Raw genomic sequence first — 20,271 nt, forward strand, 5'->3', positions numbered from 1 at the left:
TTTTGATTAGCTCCAGTGTAGCAATTTTCCCTTCAATAATAAATAAAATTATGTAAGCAGACCTTTCCTTGACGCTATTGTTACCGGCCCTGTAAACTGGGGCCAGTATTTATGGGGGAGATCTTGTGAACTTCAAAAAAATTATTGTCTGGCTACTTGCTTTTGTTGCGGCATTTAGCGTCACGTTCTACGCGTTAAACTATCTCATTGACCTCCTATTGGGGAGTGGGTCATTCATGATTGTTGCCAGCATTTTCAGTCTCATCATTTCACTGAGTATCGCCGAAGAAGCCGCACGCTGGGCCCTGACGCATCATTGGCACTGGCCACATCGGAAATGGTAAGCCGGTCGATGTTTCACGTGGAACATTATTTGAACTAGCGATAAAAGGAGCGCTCCGACATCCGAAGCGCTCCTTTCATTTTGACAGTCATCTAAACCATCTTATCCGGCATCTCAGATTCTGCGAAGTCCAACCGAACAATCAGTAACAAGGACAATAACGTTACCCCTGCCCCAATCAGAAAGACGGTTCCAACGCTGGTCGCACCAGAGATAACCCCACCAATGGCCATTCCCAGCTGTAGCGACGCATTCGTCCCCGCAAGCATTGCGCCGTTGACTCGTCCTAGGACATGCCCTGGTGTCCGCGTCTGTAGCAGTGTAAAAATTGAAACATTGAGAAAACCTCCTGCGGCCCCGATAATTGTCATTGACAAAAGCGTTACCACCAGATTTCTGAACGATACCATCGCGACCACTGCGGTAGCGATGGTGCTCAATGAGCAGAGCAGCTTGGTTTTTAGCTGCCAGTGAATGAGGTTCACTAACACATTACCCAAGATGACCCCGACCATGAAGACGACTTGCGCCAAACTATACATAAAGGAACTGGCATGCAGTGTCCCTTTGATCCAGACGACATCAAGACCCAGAACAGGACCCAGCGTGAAGTTCACGATCATCGCCAACAAGACAATATTACGCAACACAGGCGTCTGGTAGATGTAACGCAAGCCGTCATACCAATTTCCCTGCGTCTCCCGCGTCGTCTCACTAACGATTTCACCATCGAATAACCGGCTAAAGATTAGAATACAGATAAAAGACACCAGAAACGTCGCCGCATTGATCAAGACGAAGTAAGTAATTGAAACCGTGGCGACCAGCGCACCACCTAGTAACATCCCAATAATCTGAACTGCCATTTGTAGGCCTTGATTCAGCCCATTGGCTTGGTTCAAGTAAGCCGTTGGAATGATCTGTGGAATCAGGGCATCCTCGGCGGGAGAGAAAAACGTCCCCAAGAACTTCGAGATGAACGCCACCCCGACAATCGTCACCAATGTAATATCATTGTGCGCATAGGCAATCGCCGCAATAACCAGCAGAACAATTTCCAACAAATCAACCGTCTGCATGACATGCGTCTTCACGTACTTGTCGGCAATAAATCCTGTCAAAATATTCAGAAGGACTAGGGCATTAAAGATACCGGAAATCACCCCAATAATCATCGAGTTTGAGGTCAACCGATACAAGTAAATCATAATCGCAATATCAAACAGATTATCTCCTAAATTAGACGTCGCTTCACCAGCCAGTAACACGTAAAAAGCTTTAGGCATACTTCCACCCCTATTCTTCTATATCGGTATATTCAGTGGCTGGCCTCGACTCCTCTAAGCAGGCAGATAACACGTATAGTCACTCGTCTATTTTTTTATACCTAAGTATGAACATCATTATAAAACGAGAATCATTAAAATTAAATGAGTATTATAATTGTTTTTTTATTTTTGAGAATATCTTTCAATATCTTCAAAAATAAGGTACCAAAGCGACAAAAAAAGAGCGCTCCGACCATCACTGGTCGAAGCGCTCCTTTACGCGTGATTTAATCTAAACCTTGAATCCGTCGTGACAGACTATCTGCTGCTTTGATGGCGGCGACCACATCGCGTGGCGTTACTGGGAAGCCCATGTTGTGGATGGTTTCGCCCTCTTGGGTGGTCAACGTGGCAACCTTCAGTAAGTCCGCGTCCGTGGCGTCGGCCAGGTGCAGGTCGGCTAAGGTGGTTGGCAGACCCAACTTGGCTTCGAAATTCAGGTAGCGTGCAAAGCGTTCGTCGCTCGCCCCCTCCAAGATCAAGTTGACCAAGGTCCCAAATGAAACCTTTTGCCCGTGAGACATGCGGTGAACATCGCCAGACAGTGCCGTCAGTCCATTTTGGAAACTATGGGCAGCGGCTAACCCCGAACTTTCGGCTCCAACCCCACTCAGCAGGATGTTGGCTTCAATGATATGGGATAAGGCTGGGGTCACCACGTGGTCGGCCGCCGCCGCAACGGCTTGGTCCGTGTAGGTGAACAGTAGCTCCTCACATTTTTCGGCTAAGGCGATGCCGGCTGCGGTCTGGTCAGTCTGTAATGGCAGTAACGTCGTGGCCCGCGCCCGCGCAACGGTCTGCGCCTCCACGTTCGTTGATAACGCGTCGGCGATCCCGTCAATCAGGAAACGCACTGGTGCGCCGGCAATGACGGAGGAGTCGACCAAGACCAAGTCGGGGTTTTTGTCGTAGAACTGGTACTTCAGGAATTCCCCGTTGGCCGAGTAGATCACACTCAGTCGCGTACATGGCGAGTCGTTGGACGCCAGCGTTGGCACAATAACCACCGGCACGTGGAGTCGGTCACCAACGGCTTTGGTGGTGTCGTTGGTCTTCCCGCCACCCAGTGCGATGACGAATTTGGCATCCTTTTCCTCACCGATAGCCTTGATTCGATCGATTTCTTCGGGTGAACTTTCACCGTTGAAATGGATGTGCTCGATTTTCAAGCCGTCCGCGGTTAGGTCTTTGTAGAATTCCTCGCCAATCAGGCCCCACACAATGTCGTCTGCCAGCAGTAACCCGTGATCGCCAAATGGTGCAATGTAGCGTGCCGCTTGCTTGAGCAGTTGGTCGCCTTGAACATAAGTAGATGGACTTGCGAATGCTGTAATCATCGGAAATACCTCCATTAATTAAGAATGGCTTCATTGTAATCGCTTTCAATAAAAAGATTCATGCAATGACTTAGTTAGCCTAGCCTAGTAAAGTAAGTGCCAACAACCAAGCAACCAAGTAATGCGGTGCCTCAAGGGCTAGGACATTAATTAGTTGTGCCTGATGAAACTTAACGGAACGTGGCTAATCACGACAGACAAAAATTTCTATGCGCACTCTATTTACCAAACGAAAAAATCAGGGGACATTCGCACCTGGGCTCGAGCCGGCGATCTAATCTTGGCCTTCGATTAATATCGTGCCCTCAGTATACGGGCTTCACCGGACCCCCGCCACTAAACAATTTTGTAAATATAATCACATAAAAACCATTCACAGCGATGACCGCCATGGGGGCTAACCATAGCAAGCTTTCCGGCAGATAGGCAAAAAAAAGAACCAACCACATTTCTGTAGTTGGTTCCCGTGAATTTAGAATTAACCTTCTTCACTGACGAAAGGCATTAAGCCCATAATCCGTGAACGCTTGATAGCGATGGTTAACTTACGTTGGTTCTTGGCACTCGTGCCAGTAACCCGACGAGGTAAGATCTTGCCTCGTTCGGAGATAAACCGACGTAATAAGTCAGTGTCTTTGTAATCAATGTATTCGATGTGGTTGGCTGCAATAAAGTCAACCTTACGACGGCGACGGCCGCCACGACGTTGTCCTGCCATAGGATATTTCCCTCCTCGTGATTTAGAAATTAGAACGGTAAATCATCATCGGAAATGTCAATTGAATCACCAGTATTGGCAAATGGATCGGCTGAGTTATTGTTCCCAGCGTTTCCTTGGTTGCCGGCCGGATTAGGATTCGTGTTTTGCGTAGGCGCTGACGGGGTTGCCGTCGGGTTGCCACTCGTAAATGGATTGGCATTCTGATTCTGACCTTGAGGAGCATTATTATTCATGGAGCCGCCATTGTAGTTACCGCCCTCATTGTTGTTCGCGTTGCGAGAACGTGGTTCGAGGAATGAAAAGTCCTCGACAACAACTTCGGTCACGTAAACACGTTGGCCTTGTTGATTTTCGTAATTCCGGGTCTGGATGCGGCCTTCGATTCCGACAAGGGAACCCTTGTGGAAGAAGTTCGCAAAGTTTTCCGCAGACTTGCGCCAGATGACGCAACTCACGAAATCAGCTTCTCGTTCACCAGTTTTGTTGGTAAACCGCCGATCAACGGCCAGCGTAAATGTGGCAACAGCAGCACCGCCTTGGGTGTAGCGTAAGTCAACATCCCGTGTCAGTCGGCCAGTAAGTACTACTCGGTTGATCATTGCTGAATAACTCCTCTCAAAATTAAATTTAAATTAGTCTTCGCGCTTAACGATCATGTGACGTAAGATGCTGTCGTTGATCTTAGCTAAACGGTCGAATTCGTTTAAAGCAGCATCATCAGAAGCATTTACCGTGATAACGTGGTAGATACCTTCGTTAAAGCCACCAATTTCGTATGCGAATCGACGCTTTGACCAGTCTTTCGAGTTGATCATTTCTGCACCGTTGTCAGTCAGTAACTTGTCGAAGCGTTCAACCAGTGCGGTCTTAGCGGCATCGTCAAGGTCTGGACGAATGATGTAGGTGATTTCGTATTTAGTAGTTTCCATGAATGTTACACCTCCTTATGGACTTCAGGCCCCCGCTGCAATGCGGAAGCAAGGAGAGACACTAGCGTAAGCCAGATACTCACAAGCTAGTAGTATAGCATATATCTAAAACTTAAGCAAATCGGGGCCGACCGACGGGTTATTGCCTACGCTATATAGTTAACTCCGCAAAACGGCCGCGAATATTTTTTATTGCCGCAACTTTTTTAATTAATTTCAGACGGACACCGTTTGAACAGCCTCAGCGTAGGTTGCCAGTAGAATAAAATCATCCACCAGCCGTGCTGAGGTCTGGTGTTGGACCGCCCAAGCGACCCCTTCTTGCAGGATCTGACCGGCCATAGTGGCTTCTCCTCGCCGAAATAGCGTGGCCGCGTACAGATAATAAATGGTTCCCAGTGCATCGTGGCTATCCAGTACCCGGTCCTCCCGAATCATTTTCACTGCCAACGCGAATCCCGCATCATCTGAACGACCAGCCTGTGCTTCGACGTAATTTTGCGTCGCCAGCGTGACCAGTTCCAGGGACTGATACCGGTGTGGTCGCTGTGGTGTCATCAACGCCAAGGCCGTTTGAAACTGTTGACTCGCGCGCACCGCATCCCCAGTCGCCTGAAATACACTGCACCCGTAGTAGTAATAGTAGGCCTGCAGATCCCGGTCCGTCCGTAACGTGGCTAACCGGTCGCGGTTGTTCAGGTACGTGACCAGCTTGACGGGTTGCTGGCGCCGCACCAACGTCTCCACCCGGCGGCTAAAGGCCAGCTGACGGCGCATGACGTATCCAGTCTGGGTCAGTTGATGCAGAGGCAATTTTAAACGCCGACAGAGGCCCGTCAGCAACTCAGGTGCCGGGATCGTCTGGCCGGCCTCAATCGCCTGTAACTGGTCGACTGGACACAAGCCCGTTGCCAATTCGGCCAGACTAAGTCCCCGTTGTTGCCGCTCGTGCTGTAAATGATGTCCCAAGCAACTCACCATTGCTGAAAACTCTGCATTTGTCACGCTGATTTACCCCCTGCTGTCCCCTGATTGTTAGTTAATCCCTAAGATAGCAGAGTTAGCCATTCAAGTAAACGGGATAAACCATTTACAATTAAATTAATATTAGTTTCTTCATGCAAGCGGCTTAACTCAGCTTACAATCCTCCGATCAACAAAAAAACGGGCGCCACCATCACTGGTAGTCACCCGTCTCACACATTATCTGTTAATCTTCGGCGTTATCGTCGTCACTATCACTAGTAACATCGGTATCGTCTGGGACGACTGGAGCCGATTCAGCGGTGGCATCGTCGCTAGCTACCGGGGCATCCCCGTCAGCCGGTGCGGTCTCATCGTCTGTCTCGTCTTCCTTCGCCACCTTGGCCATCGTCGCTACGGCGGTATCGTCGTTCAACCGAATCAAGTGGACCCCTAAGGTTGCCCGCCCGGTCTCGGAAACGTCGGCGCCGCTAAAGCGAATCATGACACCCTTGTTGGTGACCAACATAATGTCTTCGTCGCCATCGAGCGTAGTCAAACCAGCCAAAGGCCCGTTCTTCTCACTCACATTGACGGTCTTGATCCCTTTACCGCCACGACCCTTGATTGGGTACTCGCTGGCAGCCGTTTGCTTCCCATAACCCTTTTCGGAAATGACAAACACGTGACTGTCCGGCTTGAGGACACTAGCGCCAATGACGTAGTCGCCTTCACGTAGCCGAATCCCGCGGACCCCGGTTGCGGAACGACCCATTGAGCGTACGTCTTCGGCCGCAAAGCTGACGGCATAGCCTAGGTGAGTCCCGATGATCATGTTCGCTTGGGCATTGATAATGTCCACGTCGATCAGCTCATCGTCTTCCTTCAGGTTGATGGCCTTCAGACCATTACTCCGAATGTTGGCAAATTCATCGACTGGCGTCCGTTTGACCGTCCCTTGGACCGTGGTGAAGAATAGGTCCCGGTTGGCGTTCTCGCCCGGATTAGCCACATTGATGACGGCCTGAACGTGCTCGTTGTTGTTGATCCCCAGCAAGTTGATCACTGGAATCCCCTTGGCCGTTCGACCGTATTCAGGAATCTCGTAGCCCTTCATCCGGTAAACTTTCCCGGTGTTGGTGAAGAACAGCAACATATCGTGAGTCGAGGTCGCCACGAGGTGTTCGATGAAATCATCATCGTGCACGCCCATGCCTTGAACCCCTTTACCCCCACGGTTCTGCGCCTTGAACTCAGACGTTGGCAAGCGCTTAATGTAGCCGTTGTGCGTCAAAGAGACCACGACGTCTTCTTCAGCGATCAAGTCTTCGTCTTCCAAGCTCAGCACTTCGCCGACCATCAATTCGGTCCGCCGCTTGTCGCCAAACTTGTTTTGGATTTCCAAAAGTTCTTGGTAGATGATGTCTTGTTGACGTTCCTTGGATGCCAAGATCTCCTTGTAATCCTTGATGTTCGTCATGACATCGTTGTATTCCTTTTCAACCTTTTCGCGTTCCAAACCGGTCAGACGAACTAACCGCATGTCCAAGATGGCTTGTGATTGTTTGTCTGACAGACTGTAACGCGTCATCAACTCGTTCTTCGCCACTTCAGCGGTCTCGGACTGCCGAATAATGGTGATGATAGCGTCAATGTGGTCCAGCGCGATCCGCAACCCTTCCAGGATGTGGGCCCGGGCTTCGGCCTTCTTCAGTTCAAATGCGGTCCGCCGACGGATAACTTCCATCTGGAATTCCAGGTAGTACTGCAGAATTGGCTTCAAGCCCAACACTTTTGGCGCGCCGTTTACGATGGCCAGCATGTTGATCCCAAATGAGGTCTGCAGCAAGGTCATCTTGTATAAGTTATTTAAAATAACTTCGGCACTCGCATCGCGACGAACATCGACCACAATCCGCATCCCTGTCCGGTCAGACTCATCGTTAACATCGGTGATGCCTTCGATTCGTTTGTCCCGGGCCAGTTCGGCGATCCGTTCGATCAATTTCGCCTTGTTGACCATGTATGGAATTTCCGTGGCCACAATGCGTTGCTTCCCGTTCTTTTCTTCTTCGATGTCGACCTTTGCCCGCAAGGTAATGGTGCCCTTACCGGTTTCGTAAGCCCGCCGAATAGCGGCCTTACCCATCACGATCCCCCCAGTAGGAAAATCGGGACCCGGCACAGCCTCCATCAAATCGGCTAAGCTGGCATCGGGGTTCTTCATCAAAATGTGCAGAGCACTGATCACTTCCGTCAGGTTATGCGGCGGAATGTTCGTTGCCATCCCCACGGCGATCCCGGAAGCCCCGTTAACTAACAGGTTCGGGAACCGTGATGGCAAGACAACGGGTTCTCTTTCGGACCCATCATAGTTATCTTGAAAATCAATCGTGTCCTTGTTGATATCCCGCAGCATTTCCATCGCAACTTTGCTCAGGCGTGCTTCGGTATACCGCATGGCAGCGGCACCGTCACCATCGACGGAGCCGAAGTTCCCGTGACCATCCACTAACATGTAGCGGTACGAGAAGTCTTGCGCCATCCGCACCATGGATTCGTATACGGCGGAATCCCCATGTGGATGGTACTTACCCAAGACATCCCCAACCACTCTGGCTGATTTCCGGAATGGCTTGTCGGGGGTGATCCCGAGTTCATGCATATCGTACAAAATCCGGCGGTGGACTGGCTTCAAACCATCCCGCACGTCCGGTAACGCCCGCTGAACAATCACACTCATCGCGTAATCCAGGAAGGATGTGCGCATCGTTTGTGAAAGGTCAACGTCGGTGATTCGACTTAAATAATCTTGATCAGCCAAATTTTTTACCCTCCGTTCTTCCCGTTACACGTTAAACATCAAGGTCAGCAAAGGTCGCGTTATCCTCGATAAACTGCCGACGGGGCGCAACTTTATCACCCATCAACATGCTGAAGACTTGATCGGCATTGATGGCGTCTTGTGCGTCGACCCGTAAGAGCCGCCGGTTTTCAGGATCCATGGTCGTTTCCCAGAGTTGTTCCGCGTCCATTTCTCCTAACCCTTTGTACCGTTGAATCTGGGGCTTAGGTGCCGGCGATAGCTTACCCAACAATTCTTTCAACTCGTCATCGGAATCCAAGTAACGTTGGAATTTCCCTTGGCGAACCCGGTAGAGTGGTGGGCAGGCAATGTAAACGAACCCGGCATCCAGTAATGGCCGCATGTAACGGTAGATCAGTGTCAATAACAGTGTCCGAATGTGGGCACCATCGACATCGGCATCGGTCATAATGATCAGCTTATGGTAGTTGGCCTTGGCAACGTCGAAATCGTCACCAAACCCGGTTCCCATGGCCGTAAACATCGAACGGATTTCTTCATTGGCTAAGATCCGGTCCATTGAGGCCTTTTCCACGTTTAAGATTTTCCCCCGAATCGGCAGGATGGCTTGCGTCAACCGTGACCGGCCTTGCTTAGCCGACCCACCGGCGGAATCCCCTTCGACAATGAACAATTCGGAGATTGCGGGGTCCTTAGACGTGTTATCGGCTAACTTCCCAGGGAGGTTACTGATTTCAAGGCCACTCTTCTTCCGCGTGACTTCCCGTGCTCGCTTGGCAGCGACCCGCGCTTTAGAAGCCAACGTCCCCTTGTCCACAACCTTGCGAGCAATATCGGGGTGCTCCATCAGATAACGCATGAAGTGGTCGGCAAACGTATGATCCACGGCCGTCCGGGCATCGGAGTTCCCTAACTTGGTCTTGGTTTGACCTTCAAATTGAGGGTCCGGGTGCTTGACGGAAACGACCGCCGTTAACCCTTCACGAACGTCATCCCCGGTCAGGTTAGGTTCGTTATCCTTCATCAGCTTGTTTTGCCGCGCATAGTCGTTCACGACCCGCGTCAAAGCCCGTTTGAACCCTTCCTCATGCGTCCCACCTTCGTAGGTATGGATGTTGTTGGTAAAGGTCAATAGGTTGTTATGATAATCATCGGTATACTGCAGGGCCACTTCAACAGTGATGCCATTTTCTTGGCCTTCAACGTAGATCGGTGGTTCGAACAGTGTCGTTTTATTTTCGTTTAAGTAGTCAACGTAGTGGCGAATCCCACCTTCATACAGGAAGTCATCTTCCGTTGGCTTTTCCGGCCGTTCATCACGAATCGTGATGCGCAGGCCCTTGTTCAAGAATGCCAGCTCACGGATCCGGGTCGTCAACGTCTTAATATCAAACGTCGTCGTTTCCCGGAAGATATCTGGATCCGGCAAGAAGTGCACGATGGTCCCGTGCCGTTCTGGGTCAAGGCCCTCTTCGGCCACGTACATTGGCGTCTTGACATGACCGTGGTCAAAGGCAATGGCGTAACGCTTACCACCCCGGATGACTTGAACTTCCAAGTGGGTCGACAGGGCGTTGACGACGGACGCCCCCACCCCATGAAGACCACCGGAGACCTTGTATCCGCCACCGCCAAATTTACCACCGGCATGCAGGATCGTGTAGACCGTTTCCAAAGCGGGTTTCCCCGTCTTCTTCTGAATATCCACAGGAATCCCCCGCCCGTTATCGGTGACGGTGACACTGTTATCCTTTTCGACCGTCACGTGAATAACGTCGGCAAAGCCCGCTAAGGCTTCATCGATCCCGTTATCGACAATTTCCCAGACCAAATGGTGCAGGCCTTGGGCGCTGGTCGAGCCAATGTACATCCCCGGACGCTTCCGGACCGCTTCCAAGCCTTCCAAGACTTGAATTTGGCTGGCATCGTATTCCCGGGCTTGTTCTGCTTTGGTTTCGTGTTCGTAATCAGCCACTGCCTAATCCTCCTTTGTTGCCGAATCACCCGTTGCAGGCGATTCATCGGCCACCACGGCCCCGTTTTCAACGTGAAAAATGGTTGGGTCCTTAATCAGCTGGCGGGTAATCCCACTCAAGCTGGTGGTGGTAATAAACGTTTGTACTTTATCCTGAATCGCCGTCAGCAAATGCGTCTGGCGGGCATCATCCAGTTCAGAAAGCACGTCATCAAGTAATAAGACCGGATATTCACCGGTCTCTTCTTTCATCAGATCAATCTCAGCAAGCTTGACGCTTAACGCCGTGGTCCGTTGCTGGCCCTGCGACCCAAACGTCTGCACATTCTTGCCGTTGACCTGAAAATGCAGGTCGTCGCGGTGCGGACCAACCAGAGTCGTCCCCTGATAGAGCTCCTTGTCGCGCTGCTTATTGTAGAGCGCCGTTAACGCGTCACAGATGGTCTTGGCGTCCGTCAATTGATCGTCAGGAACCTGGGTCGCGTAATGGAACGTCAGCTCTTCACGTTGCTGTGAAATCTCGGCGTGAATCGTCTGGGCCCAGTGCTCGAGCTTACGTAACATCGTCAGCCGCGCCATGATGATCTCCGCACCGTAAGCCGCCAGCTGATCGGACAGCACAGACAAAAAAAGAAGGTCCTTTTTCTGCTTGTGTTGTAAGTCCTTCAAGTAGTGGTTCCGTTGCTTCAACAAGGTGCGGTACTGACTGAGGTTGTAAAGGTAACGCGGATTCATCTGTCCAAACTCCATGTCCATAAAACGTCGCCGGACAGCGGGGGCACCTTTGACGATGGCCAGATCTTCTGGCGCAAACAAAATCACGTTCAACTGCCCCACGTATTGGGAAAGCCGTGCCTGCTCCAAATGATTGACCTTGGCCCGTTTCCCCTGCCGCGAAAAAGTGAGCTCTAACGGCACCGTGCCGGCAGATTTAACCACGCGGCCACTCACCTTGGCTGTTTTGGCCTGCCAATTGACTAAATCATGGTCATTGGCGGTTCGGTGACTGCGGGTTAACGCCAGCACGTAGATTGCCTCTAATAAATTGGTCTTGCCCTGCGCATTTTCACCCAATAAGACGTTGATGCCTTGACCTAATTGAAGATCGGCATCTTGGTAGTTACGAAAATGCTGCAGCTGCAACTCTTGCAAATACATTATTCACCCTGCTTTGAGCGTATAACAAACGAGCCTGCATCAGGAACATCGACCGTATCATCTGGATACAGCTTACGACCCCGTCGATCGTCTGGTTCATCGTTGACGTTCACGGTGTTTTCCCGCAAATACCACTTGGCTTGACCGCCAGTACTGATAACGGATTCTTCCTTGAGCATCTGGCCCAAAGTGATGTAGGGCGTGTCAATGAAAACTTCTTTTTTCACAATTTCACCCCTTAATTTTCTTCTCTTATATTATACCGCTTTTTACGCCAAAGGTACAGACTAGCTACCTTATTTTTGCGCTCTCAGCCAATTTGACCCCTTCTTGATATTTTTGGTAAAAATGCTGTAAATTTGCTCAGAATTAAAATGAGCGGCATTCTGGCGAAAAACGGCTATTTTTGGCCGTAAAATCACCAACCACCGGATTTCCTTGAAAAATGGTTGCCATGTGCGCACGCAAGTAACGATTTTGGACCCAAATTTCACACGGGTTTCACGAGTACTGAGGTAAATGAAGACCGTGGGTTTTAACATTTTATTTGAGTTGCCTTGGTTGAGAGTGGGTCAGAAAGCGGCTAGTCAATGAGCTAGACGAAAAATCCTGATTCTTGATTGTTGGTCTATCGGGGTTAAGCAGCGTTGACTGCCTTTTGTCACACGTTTCGACCATATACGTTCGGAGCGCAACATGGGTCTGGGACTTTTGCCCCAGGCCCGTGTTTACGTTTTGAATAAACATTTTCAAAAGTGACGATCAACCAGCCTCCATCAAAAAATGACGCAACGTGGTGTCCACAATTCGGTTAACGGGCAACGACTTACGGTGCCACATCATCAATCCTGGTTCCGGTAACGTTATCCACAGCCAACTCCTTCATTTTGCCGCAAAAAAAACGCCCCCACGCAAATACCGTGAGCGGCGTCGTTAATTTCAGTAAAATCCAGCCTAGAACGTCCGGACTGGCGTGATCAATTGGATAAAGTTGCTCGTGTCTTCCGTTGGGACCAAGGTGAAGGGCCGCAATGCGGAGGTAAAGGCCACGCGAATCGTCGCTTGACCGAATGACCGCAGCGCATCCTTCATGTAGTCGGGGTTGAACGAGATTTCGAGGTCATCCCCGGTCAGATCCTTGGGCGCCAAGTCTTCTTCAACGTTCCCAACATCGGGCGAGTTACTGAAGATGGTGACCTGGTTATCCGCCGGCGTCAATGTCAGTTTAACCACGTTGTTTCGGGATTCGTGAGACAACAGTGAGGCCCGTTCAACGGCGGCCAGTAACTCTGGTGCTTCGAATTCAACGGTCGTGGAGGCTTCCTTTGGGATCAGCCGGGACGTGTCCGGATAGTTCCCTTCCAGTAAGCGTGAGTAGAATGACGTGTCGCCGAGCAAGAAGAGAACTTGGTTTTCGGAGAATTGCATCTTCACGTCGCTATCGTCGTCGCCGATCATCCGGGACAGTTCAGTCAAACTCTTTCCGGGAATAATGACATCGAACGTAGCGTTGCTTGGCGTTGGTAGTTCAATTTGCCGTTGGCTCAACCGGTGACTGTCCGTGGCGACTGCCAAGAACTTGTTGTCGGCCAACACAAAGTGGACCCCGGTCAAGATTGGGCGACTTTCTTGGTTGGAAACGGCAATAACCGTTTGGCTGATCAATTCTTTAAAGACTGCGCCGGAAAGAACTACGGAATCCGCGGCATCAATTTCTGGTAAATGGGGATAGTTGTTGGCGTCCTGACCGTTGATGTTGAAGGAAGCTGCCCCAGAAGTGATTTCGGTTTGGAAACCATCTTTGACCGTTACCGTCAGTTCGTTTTCAGGTAATTTCTTAACGATTTCGCCGAAGAAACGAGCGGTTAAGACGATTGAACCAGGTTCGTCGATGGACAAGCCAATGTCTGGGTCGTCCGCTTTGATCAACGTTTCAATTGAAATGTCGGCGTTAGATCCGGTTAGTAGTAGGCCCGCGTCACTGGCAACGATTTTCAATCCCGTCAATATGGGGATGGTCGTTTTCGATGAGATGGCCCGGGAGACATTGTTCAGTTCTTTGATGAACGCTGCCCGGTTGATGGTGAATTTCATAGATGAACACTCCTTTGTGTGGTGCGTTATTTACTTAATTAAAAGAAAAAGACAGTAGCCGTAGTAGAGCGGTGCATTCTGTGGATAACTTCAAAGAATGCCTTGTGTTACTAGCTTTTCCACCTGTGGATAACTTGTGGAAAACTTTTGACCTTTTTTGGTTTTATCCACATACCCCATTTTTCTAACTGGAGCTGCCGGCTCATGCTTGCGGGGACCAACCTAATTTCATCATACGCCAGTTAGTCACAAAAAGATCGCCGCGAGCCCGTCTCGTTTTTGACTTCGAGACCCGGACGATTCTTTGTTTAACGCTGGAGCTCGTCGCGAAGGTTCTCGATATCCTTTTGGAGTTCGGGGTCGGTCTTGAGCGAGGCAGCGATTTTGTCGTAGGCGTGAATGACGGTGGTATGGTCTTTACCGCCAAACTCGTTCCCGATACGTGGGAGTGACGCTTCCGTCAGCTCACGTGAAAGGTACATGGCGATTTGCCGGGGCATCACGATCATTTTTTTGCGTTTCTTTCCTTTGAGGTCCTTTAGCGACACGTGAAAGTAGTCGGCAACCCGGTTTTGAATCACCGGAATCGTGATGGTATCACTAGCGTTAACGAGGTTTAGACTCTTAAGGGCCTCGGCGGCGAGATCGGTCGTGATCGGCTGATGCATCAACTGATGGTAAGCCTGAACGCGGGCCAAGGCCCCTTCAAGCTCACGAACGTTAGAGTCGATCTGCCCGGCGATGTAGCTTAGCGTGTCGTCGGGGATGTCGATTTGGTCGGCGTCGGCCTTGTTTCTAAGAATGGCGATACGCGTCTCCAGGTCTGGCGGCGTGATATCGACCGAAAGACCCCAAGCAAACCGCGAGACTAAGCGGTCTTGTAGCTTAGGAATCTCATTTGGTAGCCGATCAGACGTCAGCACGATTTGTTTATTGTCGGCGTAGAGGGCATTAAATGTATGGAAGAACTCTTCTTGGGTTCCTTCCTTATTAGCGAAGAATTGAATATCATCGACCAGCAGCAGATCAACGTTACGGTACTCCTGACGGAACTGCTCCTGCGTCCGCGTTTGAATCGCATTGATAAAGTCATTCGTGAAGGCCTCGCTAGTGACGTATTTGATCTTGGTGTCCGGGTGATCTTCAAGCATTTTATTGCCGATCGCGTGCATCAAGTGGGTTTTGCCCAGACCAACGCCACCATAGAAGAAGAGTGGATTGTACATCTCACCAGGTTCTTCGGAGACAACTAAGGCCGCAGCGTGGGCCATTTGGTTGCCTTTTCCGATGACGAAAGTATCAAACGTGTAGCGGGGATTCAAGGCCGTTTCCTTCATAAAAGTAGGCGTCGGTTCAGCTGTAGCTGCGGCGTCTGGGGTGCCGATCTTGGCTTTGAGCGTGGCTTGTTGCTGACGCTCCCCCTCTAAAATGAGAACGGGTTGAATATCTTCGTGAGTGGTTTGGTATGCGTATTCTACCAATTGCTGGTCCAAATGTTGGTGGTCCCAGTAATCACGATGCAGGGGTGACGGAAGTTCCAAAGTTAATTTGTTGCCGATTAAAGAAATCGGCTTGGCTGTCTTGATCCAAGTTGTATAGGTCGTTGGTGCATAGTTGGCCTCAAACAACTTTTGGATGCCAGCCCACAAATCTGACATTTCTGGCACTGAGGTATCCCCCTATTTTTAGTTTAAAAACTCATTTATCCATTGGGAGTATGCCCCCCAAAAAGAAAACGTACACTCAGTGTAGCATGAAGAAAAAAAGTTTTCCACAGGCTATTGTGAGGTGTGCATAATTGTTTCACAGGAAGTGGAAAGAGTTATCCACAGAGTAGTTGGAAACAGTGGATAACTTTTGAACAAACTAGTTATGCACAGGACGTGGTGGATCGCAAATGCGATAGTATCAAGTGTTTCACGAGTTATCCACAGAATTAACAAAGCTTTAAATTTAGAAATAAACATCCTGTGGAACAGTGGATAACCCAGTTGGCAAGTCGCTGATAACTTTTTTGAAATCTTCGAGTTATCCACAGGCTAAGTGCATGAAACAAATTTATCCGGGGACAAGTTTTTCTTGGAAATTTAAAGTTGCTGTTTCAATTTGACGTTTTTTATGATAGTATATTCAGGAAATGCATTTAGTATTTGTCTGGCACCGTCAGATGAAAAATAAATAGTCATCGTTAAGAGAGGAGAACTTACCATGAAACGTACTTTCCAACCAAAGAAACGTCACCGTTCACGTGTCCACGGCTTCCGCAAGCGCATGAGCACTAGCAATGGCCGTCAAGTATTAGCACGTCGCCGTCAAAAGGGACGTAAAGTATTGTCTGCATAGGCCGCTGATGGTTCAGTGGTCTTTTTATTTTATCTGCGGAGTGACTGGGACACCAATTCCCCGCGGACTGAAAAATAGTTGAGAATTTTGGAGATGCACCATGCGAAAATCTTACCGCATTAAGAAAGAAGCGGAATTTCAGCAGGTCTTTGAAACCAGGAATTCAGTCGCTAATCGGCAATTCGTGGTGTATTCAATGGAAAAACCAGATCAGCCGCACTTTCGGGTTGGTATTTCGGTTGGGAAAAAGATTGGTAACGCCGTTCACCGTAACTGGGTGAAGCGCCGCATTCGGCAGAGCTTGCTCGAGTTGAAGCCTTATCTGAAACAAGATGTAGACTTTCTCGTCATTGCTCGGCCACGTGCGGACGGTATTGCCATGCCCGATGCGAAACGCAGCCTAGTGCACGTCTTGAAGCTGGCCAAACTGCTGGATTCCAGCTATAGCGAGGAATAAACGTGAAAAACGTGAAAAAGTACAAACGCACCCTACTGATGCTGGGCATTGTGGGTTTAGTGTTCATCCTTTCCGCTTGTAGCAATAAGCCAATCACCAATCAAAGTACCGGGATCTGGGACGGCCTGATCGTTCTGAACTTCTCGCGGGCGATTATCTGGTTGGCTCATTTCTTCGGGAATAGTTATGGGATCGGGATTATTATCTTTACGATTATCATCCGGATCATCCTGCTACCACTGATGATCTTCCAAACGCGCAGCATGCGGAAGACCCAAGAGGTTCAACCCCAATTAAAAGCATTACAGAAAAAATATTCGTCTAAAGACAGAGAAACGATGGCCAAGCTTCAGTCGGAACAGCAAAAGTTGTACTCTGAAGCCGGCATCAATCCAATGATGGGGTGTTTACCAGCCTTGGTTCAATTGCCGATCATCTGGGCATTGTACCAAGCCATCTGGCGGACAGCCGTTCTGCGGTCTGGGACGTTCTTGTGGCTGCAACTTGGTCACAAGGACCCGTACTTCGTTTTGCCAATTCTGGCGGCCTTAGCCACGTTCCTGAGTTCGTGGTTAACGACGAAGTCCGCTCCAGAGTCTAACTCCATGAACACGATGATGATCGTCGGGATGCCCGTGGTGGTCTTCTTCACTGCCATGAACGTTGCCTCGTCACTGTCGTTGTACTGGACGGTTTCTTACGTCTTCCAAGTTGGTCAGACCTTGCTGATTCAAAATCCGTGGAAGATCCAAGCGGAACGCGACCAGAAGGAAAAGGCCAAAGCCGAACACGAACGGATTGTGAAAAAAGCAATGCGGCGTGCTAAGCAAAGTAAACGTAAATAACAGCTAAAAAATGCATTTCTCGCCGTTCGGTTATCTCCGAGCGGCTTTTTTGTTGTCAAAGAACGAGTTCTGGCAGAAGTTGGCCACATTCCGGATGCCAGGGATTTTGCCAGCTAACAGCACCTTCTTACCTGGCTGCTACTTACTTTACTAAAATCAAAATGACTTTTCCGGTTGTAGTGGCCGTCCTCATTGTTACTAACGAAATTTTCGACCAAATTGGGGGATGAAATCCTTGGTCTTAAGGGATTTTTAAGAGTTATCATTAAATTTTGATTCTGATTTTCTAACAAAACTATCGGCGGAGATTTCTGCATTTTTGGCCGGATTGCGCAGTGCCTGGCAACCGTTATGGTATACTAAAATTTAGCGAATAGACACGGGAGGAATAAACGATGACGATCTTTACGGGGAAAACGGAAGCAGCGGCGATCGAAGCGGGACTAGCCGCATTGAACAGCCGTCGTGACCAGGTGATTACGAAGGTGGTCACGGCGCCACGTAAGGGGTTGTTTGGCATCGGTCGGCGAGATGCAATGGTCGACGTGGTCTTAAAACCCGTTGCGGCAGCCAGTGAAGCGGCAAAGAAGCCAGTTGCTGCGGCGAAGAGCAGCGCTACCGCCAAACCGACGCGCCGAGTAGCAGTCCAACCCGCACCGGTGGCAGCCAAGCCAGCAGTTGACCAACCAGTCGACCCAACGGTGACCCCTGAGGAACGCCGTGAGCAACGTGAGGCGGCCGTCGAAGCCGTTCAGGATTACCTGGCAAACATCGTCGAACAACTGGGCATTGACGCGACGTTAGACGTTGAAAACACGGCCCACCGACAAGTCCGGCTGGAATTTACCACGGATAAGGAAGGACTGCTGATCGGGAAACACGGTCGGACAATCAATGCTTTACAGAGTCTGGGCCAACTCTTCTTGAACCATCACGGCGCTGCCCACGTCGACTTAGAATTGGACGTGGCGGGTTACCGGGAACGCCGGGCGGCCACGTTGGTTCGCTTGGCAGAGAGTACCGCACGGGAAGTCGTGGCTACCGGGAAGCCAATCTATTTGGACCCGATGCCATCATTTGAGCGCAAGCAGATTCACGCGGTCCTGGCGAAGAACCGCCACGTGACGACGTACTCGGCCGGCAAAGAGCCGCACCGTGCCGTTGTGATCGAACCTTCATAGTTTCCGTTTGACAAAACGACCGATTGCCCTTATAGTGAAGACAATCATTCTTATCAAGTTTATGATAAAGTAGTGAAAGTACTTTATCCGCGCACAGTTAGGTGGCGTGGAGTAGGTGCTTTTTTTTATGGCGTTAAATGATACACCAGGCCTGTTGACACCTGATTTGGGTGCGGGGGCCAGACTACGGCTAGACTTGACGTAAGAACCAACATTGAGAAGAACAAGGAGGATGGCTCATGGCAGTCACGACCACAGAATTTGATACGATTGCGGCAATTTCGACCCCACCTGGTGAGGGGGGTATTTCCATCATTCGGTTGAGTGGTGAAGAGGTCTTTGACGTTGCAGAAAAGCTGTTTAAGGGGGCTGACTTGACCAAAGTGGCCACCCACACGATTCACTACGGCCACATTATCGATCCAGAGAACGGCGAAGAGGTCGATGAGGTCATGGTGACGGTTATGCGGGCACCGAAGACGTATACCAAAGAAGACATTATCGAAATCAACTGTCACGGTGGTATCGTGGCGACGAACCGGATCTTACAGCTGTGCTTGAGCTATGGTGCGCGGTTGGCCGAACCCGGCGAGTACACGAAGCGGGCCTTCCTCAACGGTCGAATCGATTTGACCCAAGCGGAATCCGTGATGGATCTGATTCGGGCGAAGACGGATAAGTCCATGAAGGTCGCCTTAGACCAATTAGACGGCAATCTGTCTCATTTGATCAGAAACTTGCGGCAAGACATCTTGGATGCGCTGGCCCAAGTGGAAGTCAACATCGACTACCCAGAGTACGACGACGTGGAAACGATGACGACCAAGATGTTGCTGGAGAAGGCCCAAGAGGTCCAAAAGCAGATCAAAGCGCTCCTTGCGACCGCCAAGCAAGGAAAGGTCTTGCGTGAAGGCCTTGCGACCGCCATCGTTGGTCGGCCAAACGTGGGGAAGAGCAGCCTGCTCAACCACCTGTTGCACGAAGACAAGGCCATTGTGACCGACGTTGCTGGAACCACTCGTGACGTGATCGAGGAATACGTAAACGTCAAGGGGGTTCCGCTAAAGCTGATCGACACGGCCGGTATTCGTGATACCACGGATAAGGTCGAAAAGATTGGGGTCGAGCGCTCGCGCAAGGCCATCAACACCGCCGATCTGGTGATGTTGGTCTTGAACGCCAGTGAAGCGTTGACCGCTGAAGACGAGGCGTTACTGAAGGCCACGGCCGACACGCAACGAATCCTCATTTTGAACAAGACGGACCTGCCAATGAAGCTAGATCTGGACGCGGTGAAGGCCGCTGCCGGGGATAGCCCGATCATTGAAACGTCGATTCTGCAGAGTACGGGGATGGATCAGCTGGAAGGCACCATTGCACACCTGTTCTTTGATGAAGGGATCGAGTCCAATCAAAACAACGTGATGGTCACGAACGCCCGGCACATTGGCCTGCTCCATCAAGCCAGCGATGCCTTGACGGACGTTCAGAGTGGGATTGCCGCGGGGATGCCGGTTGACTTAGTTCAGATCGACATGACACGCGCCTGGGACCTGCTCGGTGAAATCACCGGCGACAGTTACCAAGACGAACTGCTCGACCAGTTGTTTAGTCAGTTTTGTTTAGGGAAATAACGAAAGGTTGAAAGTTCCAAAATACCAGTTCTGCCTGCTCTAGCAACAACGTCGGTCCAAAAACTAGGCAACTTGGTAGTCCCTTCGCCTTACCGGCCGGCAGATATGGGCTGGAGCGGTGCGAACACAACTTGAA

The 20,271-nt window shown here is 50.2% G+C and carries 18 protein-coding genes; 6 read left to right on the top strand and 12 right to left on the bottom strand.

All coding sequences use genetic code 11. The annotated features are described in order from the left end of the window. The first annotated feature begins 125 nt into the window (after nucleotides 1–125). The gene (locus FC99_RS01105) at nucleotides 126–344 is read left to right on the top strand and encodes a hypothetical protein (RefSeq protein ID WP_048733685.1); all 219 of its coding nucleotides are present in this window, start codon (nucleotides 126–128) and stop codon (nucleotides 342–344) included. Nucleotides 345–435: 91 nt separating this feature from the next. On the opposite strand, the gene FC99_RS01110 is transcribed toward FC99_RS01105, so the two are convergent. From FC99_RS01110 to dnaA, 12 genes are all read right to left on the bottom strand, one after another. After that, complete coding sequence (locus tag FC99_RS01110) at nucleotides 436–1,629, bottom strand: MFS transporter (protein ID WP_048733688.1); 1,194 nt, start codon at nucleotides 1,627–1,629, stop codon at nucleotides 436–438. 269 nt (nucleotides 1,630–1,898) lie between these two features. Then, entirely contained in the window at nucleotides 1,899–3,008 is a 1,110-nt protein-coding gene (locus FC99_RS01115) for a glycerol dehydrogenase (RefSeq protein WP_048733691.1), read from the bottom strand. Nucleotides 3,009–3,486: 478 nt separating this feature from the next. Next, entirely contained in the window at nucleotides 3,487–3,726 is a 240-nt protein-coding gene (rpsR, locus tag FC99_RS01120) for a 30S ribosomal protein S18 (RefSeq protein WP_048733694.1), read from the bottom strand. A gap of 29 nt (nucleotides 3,727–3,755) precedes the next feature. Further along, nucleotides 3,756–4,328: a single-stranded DNA-binding protein gene (gene ssb / locus FC99_RS01125; RefSeq protein WP_048733697.1), complete on the bottom strand. Its 573-nt coding sequence runs from the start codon at nucleotides 4,326–4,328 to the stop codon at nucleotides 3,756–3,758. Nucleotides 4,329–4,361: 33 nt separating this feature from the next. Next, nucleotides 4,362–4,658 (bottom strand): 30S ribosomal protein S6, encoded by a 297-nt coding sequence (rpsF, locus tag FC99_RS01130; protein WP_048733698.1) that lies wholly within the window; start codon nucleotides 4,656–4,658, stop codon nucleotides 4,362–4,364. Between the two features lie 216 nt (nucleotides 4,659–4,874). Continuing rightward, nucleotides 4,875–5,663, bottom strand: coding sequence for a helix-turn-helix domain-containing protein (locus FC99_RS01135; protein ID WP_048733699.1), 789 nt, complete (start codon nucleotides 5,661–5,663; stop codon nucleotides 4,875–4,877). Between the two features lie 205 nt (nucleotides 5,664–5,868). Continuing rightward, the gene (gene gyrA, locus FC99_RS01140) at nucleotides 5,869–8,445 is read right to left on the bottom strand and encodes a DNA gyrase subunit A (RefSeq protein WP_048733708.1); all 2,577 of its coding nucleotides are present in this window, start codon (nucleotides 8,443–8,445) and stop codon (nucleotides 5,869–5,871) included. 31 nt (nucleotides 8,446–8,476) lie between these two features. Beyond that, the gene (gene gyrB / locus FC99_RS01145) at nucleotides 8,477–10,423 is read right to left on the bottom strand and encodes a DNA topoisomerase (ATP-hydrolyzing) subunit B (RefSeq protein WP_048733709.1); all 1,947 of its coding nucleotides are present in this window, start codon (nucleotides 10,421–10,423) and stop codon (nucleotides 8,477–8,479) included. Between the two features lie 3 nt (nucleotides 10,424–10,426). Continuing rightward, nucleotides 10,427–11,581 (bottom strand): DNA replication/repair protein RecF, encoded by a 1,155-nt coding sequence (gene recF / locus FC99_RS01150; protein ID WP_048733710.1) that lies wholly within the window; start codon nucleotides 11,579–11,581, stop codon nucleotides 10,427–10,429. Next, the gene (gene yaaA / locus FC99_RS01155) at nucleotides 11,581–11,808 is read right to left on the bottom strand and encodes a S4 domain-containing protein YaaA (RefSeq protein WP_048733711.1); all 228 of its coding nucleotides are present in this window, start codon (nucleotides 11,806–11,808) and stop codon (nucleotides 11,581–11,583) included. The genes recF and yaaA overlap by 1 nt, the downstream gene beginning before the upstream one ends. A 727-nt stretch (nucleotides 11,809–12,535) precedes the next feature. Beyond that, the gene (dnaN, locus tag FC99_RS01160; RefSeq protein WP_048733712.1) at nucleotides 12,536–13,675 is read right to left on the bottom strand and encodes a DNA polymerase III subunit beta; all 1,140 of its coding nucleotides are present in this window, start codon (nucleotides 13,673–13,675) and stop codon (nucleotides 12,536–12,538) included. 308 nt (nucleotides 13,676–13,983) lie between these two features. Further along, nucleotides 13,984–15,342 carry a chromosomal replication initiator protein DnaA gene (gene dnaA / locus FC99_RS01165; RefSeq protein ID WP_048733714.1) on the bottom strand — a complete coding sequence of 453 codons (1,359 nt, stop codon included), beginning with the start codon at nucleotides 15,340–15,342 and terminating at the stop codon, nucleotides 13,984–13,986. Nucleotides 15,343–15,883: 541 nt separating this feature from the next. On the opposite strand from dnaA, the gene rpmH reads away from it, so the two are divergent. The 5 genes from rpmH to mnmE all read left to right on the top strand — a co-directional run bounded on the left by rpmH (nucleotide 15,884) and on the right by mnmE (nucleotide 20,135). After that, nucleotides 15,884–16,018 (top strand): 50S ribosomal protein L34, encoded by a 135-nt coding sequence (rpmH, locus tag FC99_RS13550; protein WP_081624573.1) that lies wholly within the window; start codon nucleotides 15,884–15,886, stop codon nucleotides 16,016–16,018. A 100-nt stretch (nucleotides 16,019–16,118) separates the two neighbouring features. Beyond that, complete coding sequence (rnpA, locus tag FC99_RS01170) at nucleotides 16,119–16,475, top strand: ribonuclease P protein component (protein WP_048733717.1); 357 nt, start codon at nucleotides 16,119–16,121, stop codon at nucleotides 16,473–16,475. A gap of 11 nt (nucleotides 16,476–16,486) precedes the next feature. Then, entirely contained in the window at nucleotides 16,487–17,320 is an 834-nt protein-coding gene (yidC, locus tag FC99_RS01175; RefSeq protein ID WP_202812713.1) for a membrane protein insertase YidC, read from the top strand. Nucleotides 17,321–17,715: 395 nt separating this feature from the next. After that, a complete protein-coding gene (gene jag / locus FC99_RS01180) occupies nucleotides 17,716–18,501 on the top strand; it encodes an RNA-binding cell elongation regulator Jag/EloR (protein WP_048733718.1) in 786 nt (261 codons plus the stop codon). A gap of 239 nt (nucleotides 18,502–18,740) precedes the next feature. Continuing rightward, nucleotides 18,741–20,135 (top strand): tRNA uridine-5-carboxymethylaminomethyl(34) synthesis GTPase MnmE, encoded by a 1,395-nt coding sequence (gene mnmE, locus FC99_RS01185; RefSeq protein WP_048733720.1) that lies wholly within the window; start codon nucleotides 18,741–18,743, stop codon nucleotides 20,133–20,135. Nucleotides 20,136–20,271 lie beyond the last annotated feature (136 nt).

It is taken from the genome of Levilactobacillus koreensis JCM 16448 (genome assembly GCF_001435525.1).
GTDB classification, from domain to species: Bacteria; Bacillota; Bacilli; order Lactobacillales; family Lactobacillaceae; genus Levilactobacillus; species Levilactobacillus koreensis.

Coding starts and splice junctions, on each gene's coding strand:
- rnpA (WP_048733717.1), top strand. CDS start 16,119: ATGCGAAAATCTTACCGCATTAAGAAAGAAGCGGAATTTCAGCAGGTC.
- rpsF (WP_048733698.1), bottom strand. CDS start 4,658: ATGGAAACTACTAAATACGAAATCACCTACATCATTCGTCCAGACCTT.
- rpsR (WP_048733694.1), bottom strand. CDS start 3,726: ATGGCAGGACAACGTCGTGGCGGCCGTCGCCGTCGTAAGGTTGACTTT.
- jag (WP_048733718.1), top strand. CDS start 17,716: ATGACGATCTTTACGGGGAAAACGGAAGCAGCGGCGATCGAAGCGGGA.
- rpmH (WP_081624573.1), top strand. CDS start 15,884: ATGAAACGTACTTTCCAACCAAAGAAACGTCACCGTTCACGTGTCCAC.
- mnmE (WP_048733720.1), top strand. CDS start 18,741: ATGGCAGTCACGACCACAGAATTTGATACGATTGCGGCAATTTCGACC.
- ssb (WP_048733697.1), bottom strand. CDS start 4,328: ATGATCAACCGAGTAGTACTTACTGGCCGACTGACACGGGATGTTGAC.
- FC99_RS01115 (WP_048733691.1), bottom strand. CDS start 3,008: ATGATTACAGCATTCGCAAGTCCATCTACTTATGTTCAAGGCGACCAA.
- FC99_RS01110 (WP_048733688.1), bottom strand. CDS start 1,629: ATGCCTAAAGCTTTTTACGTGTTACTGGCTGGTGAAGCGACGTCTAAT.
- recF (WP_048733710.1), bottom strand. CDS start 11,581: ATGTATTTGCAAGAGTTGCAGCTGCAGCATTTTCGTAACTACCAAGAT.
- dnaN (WP_048733712.1), bottom strand. CDS start 13,675: ATGAAATTCACCATCAACCGGGCAGCGTTCATCAAAGAACTGAACAAT.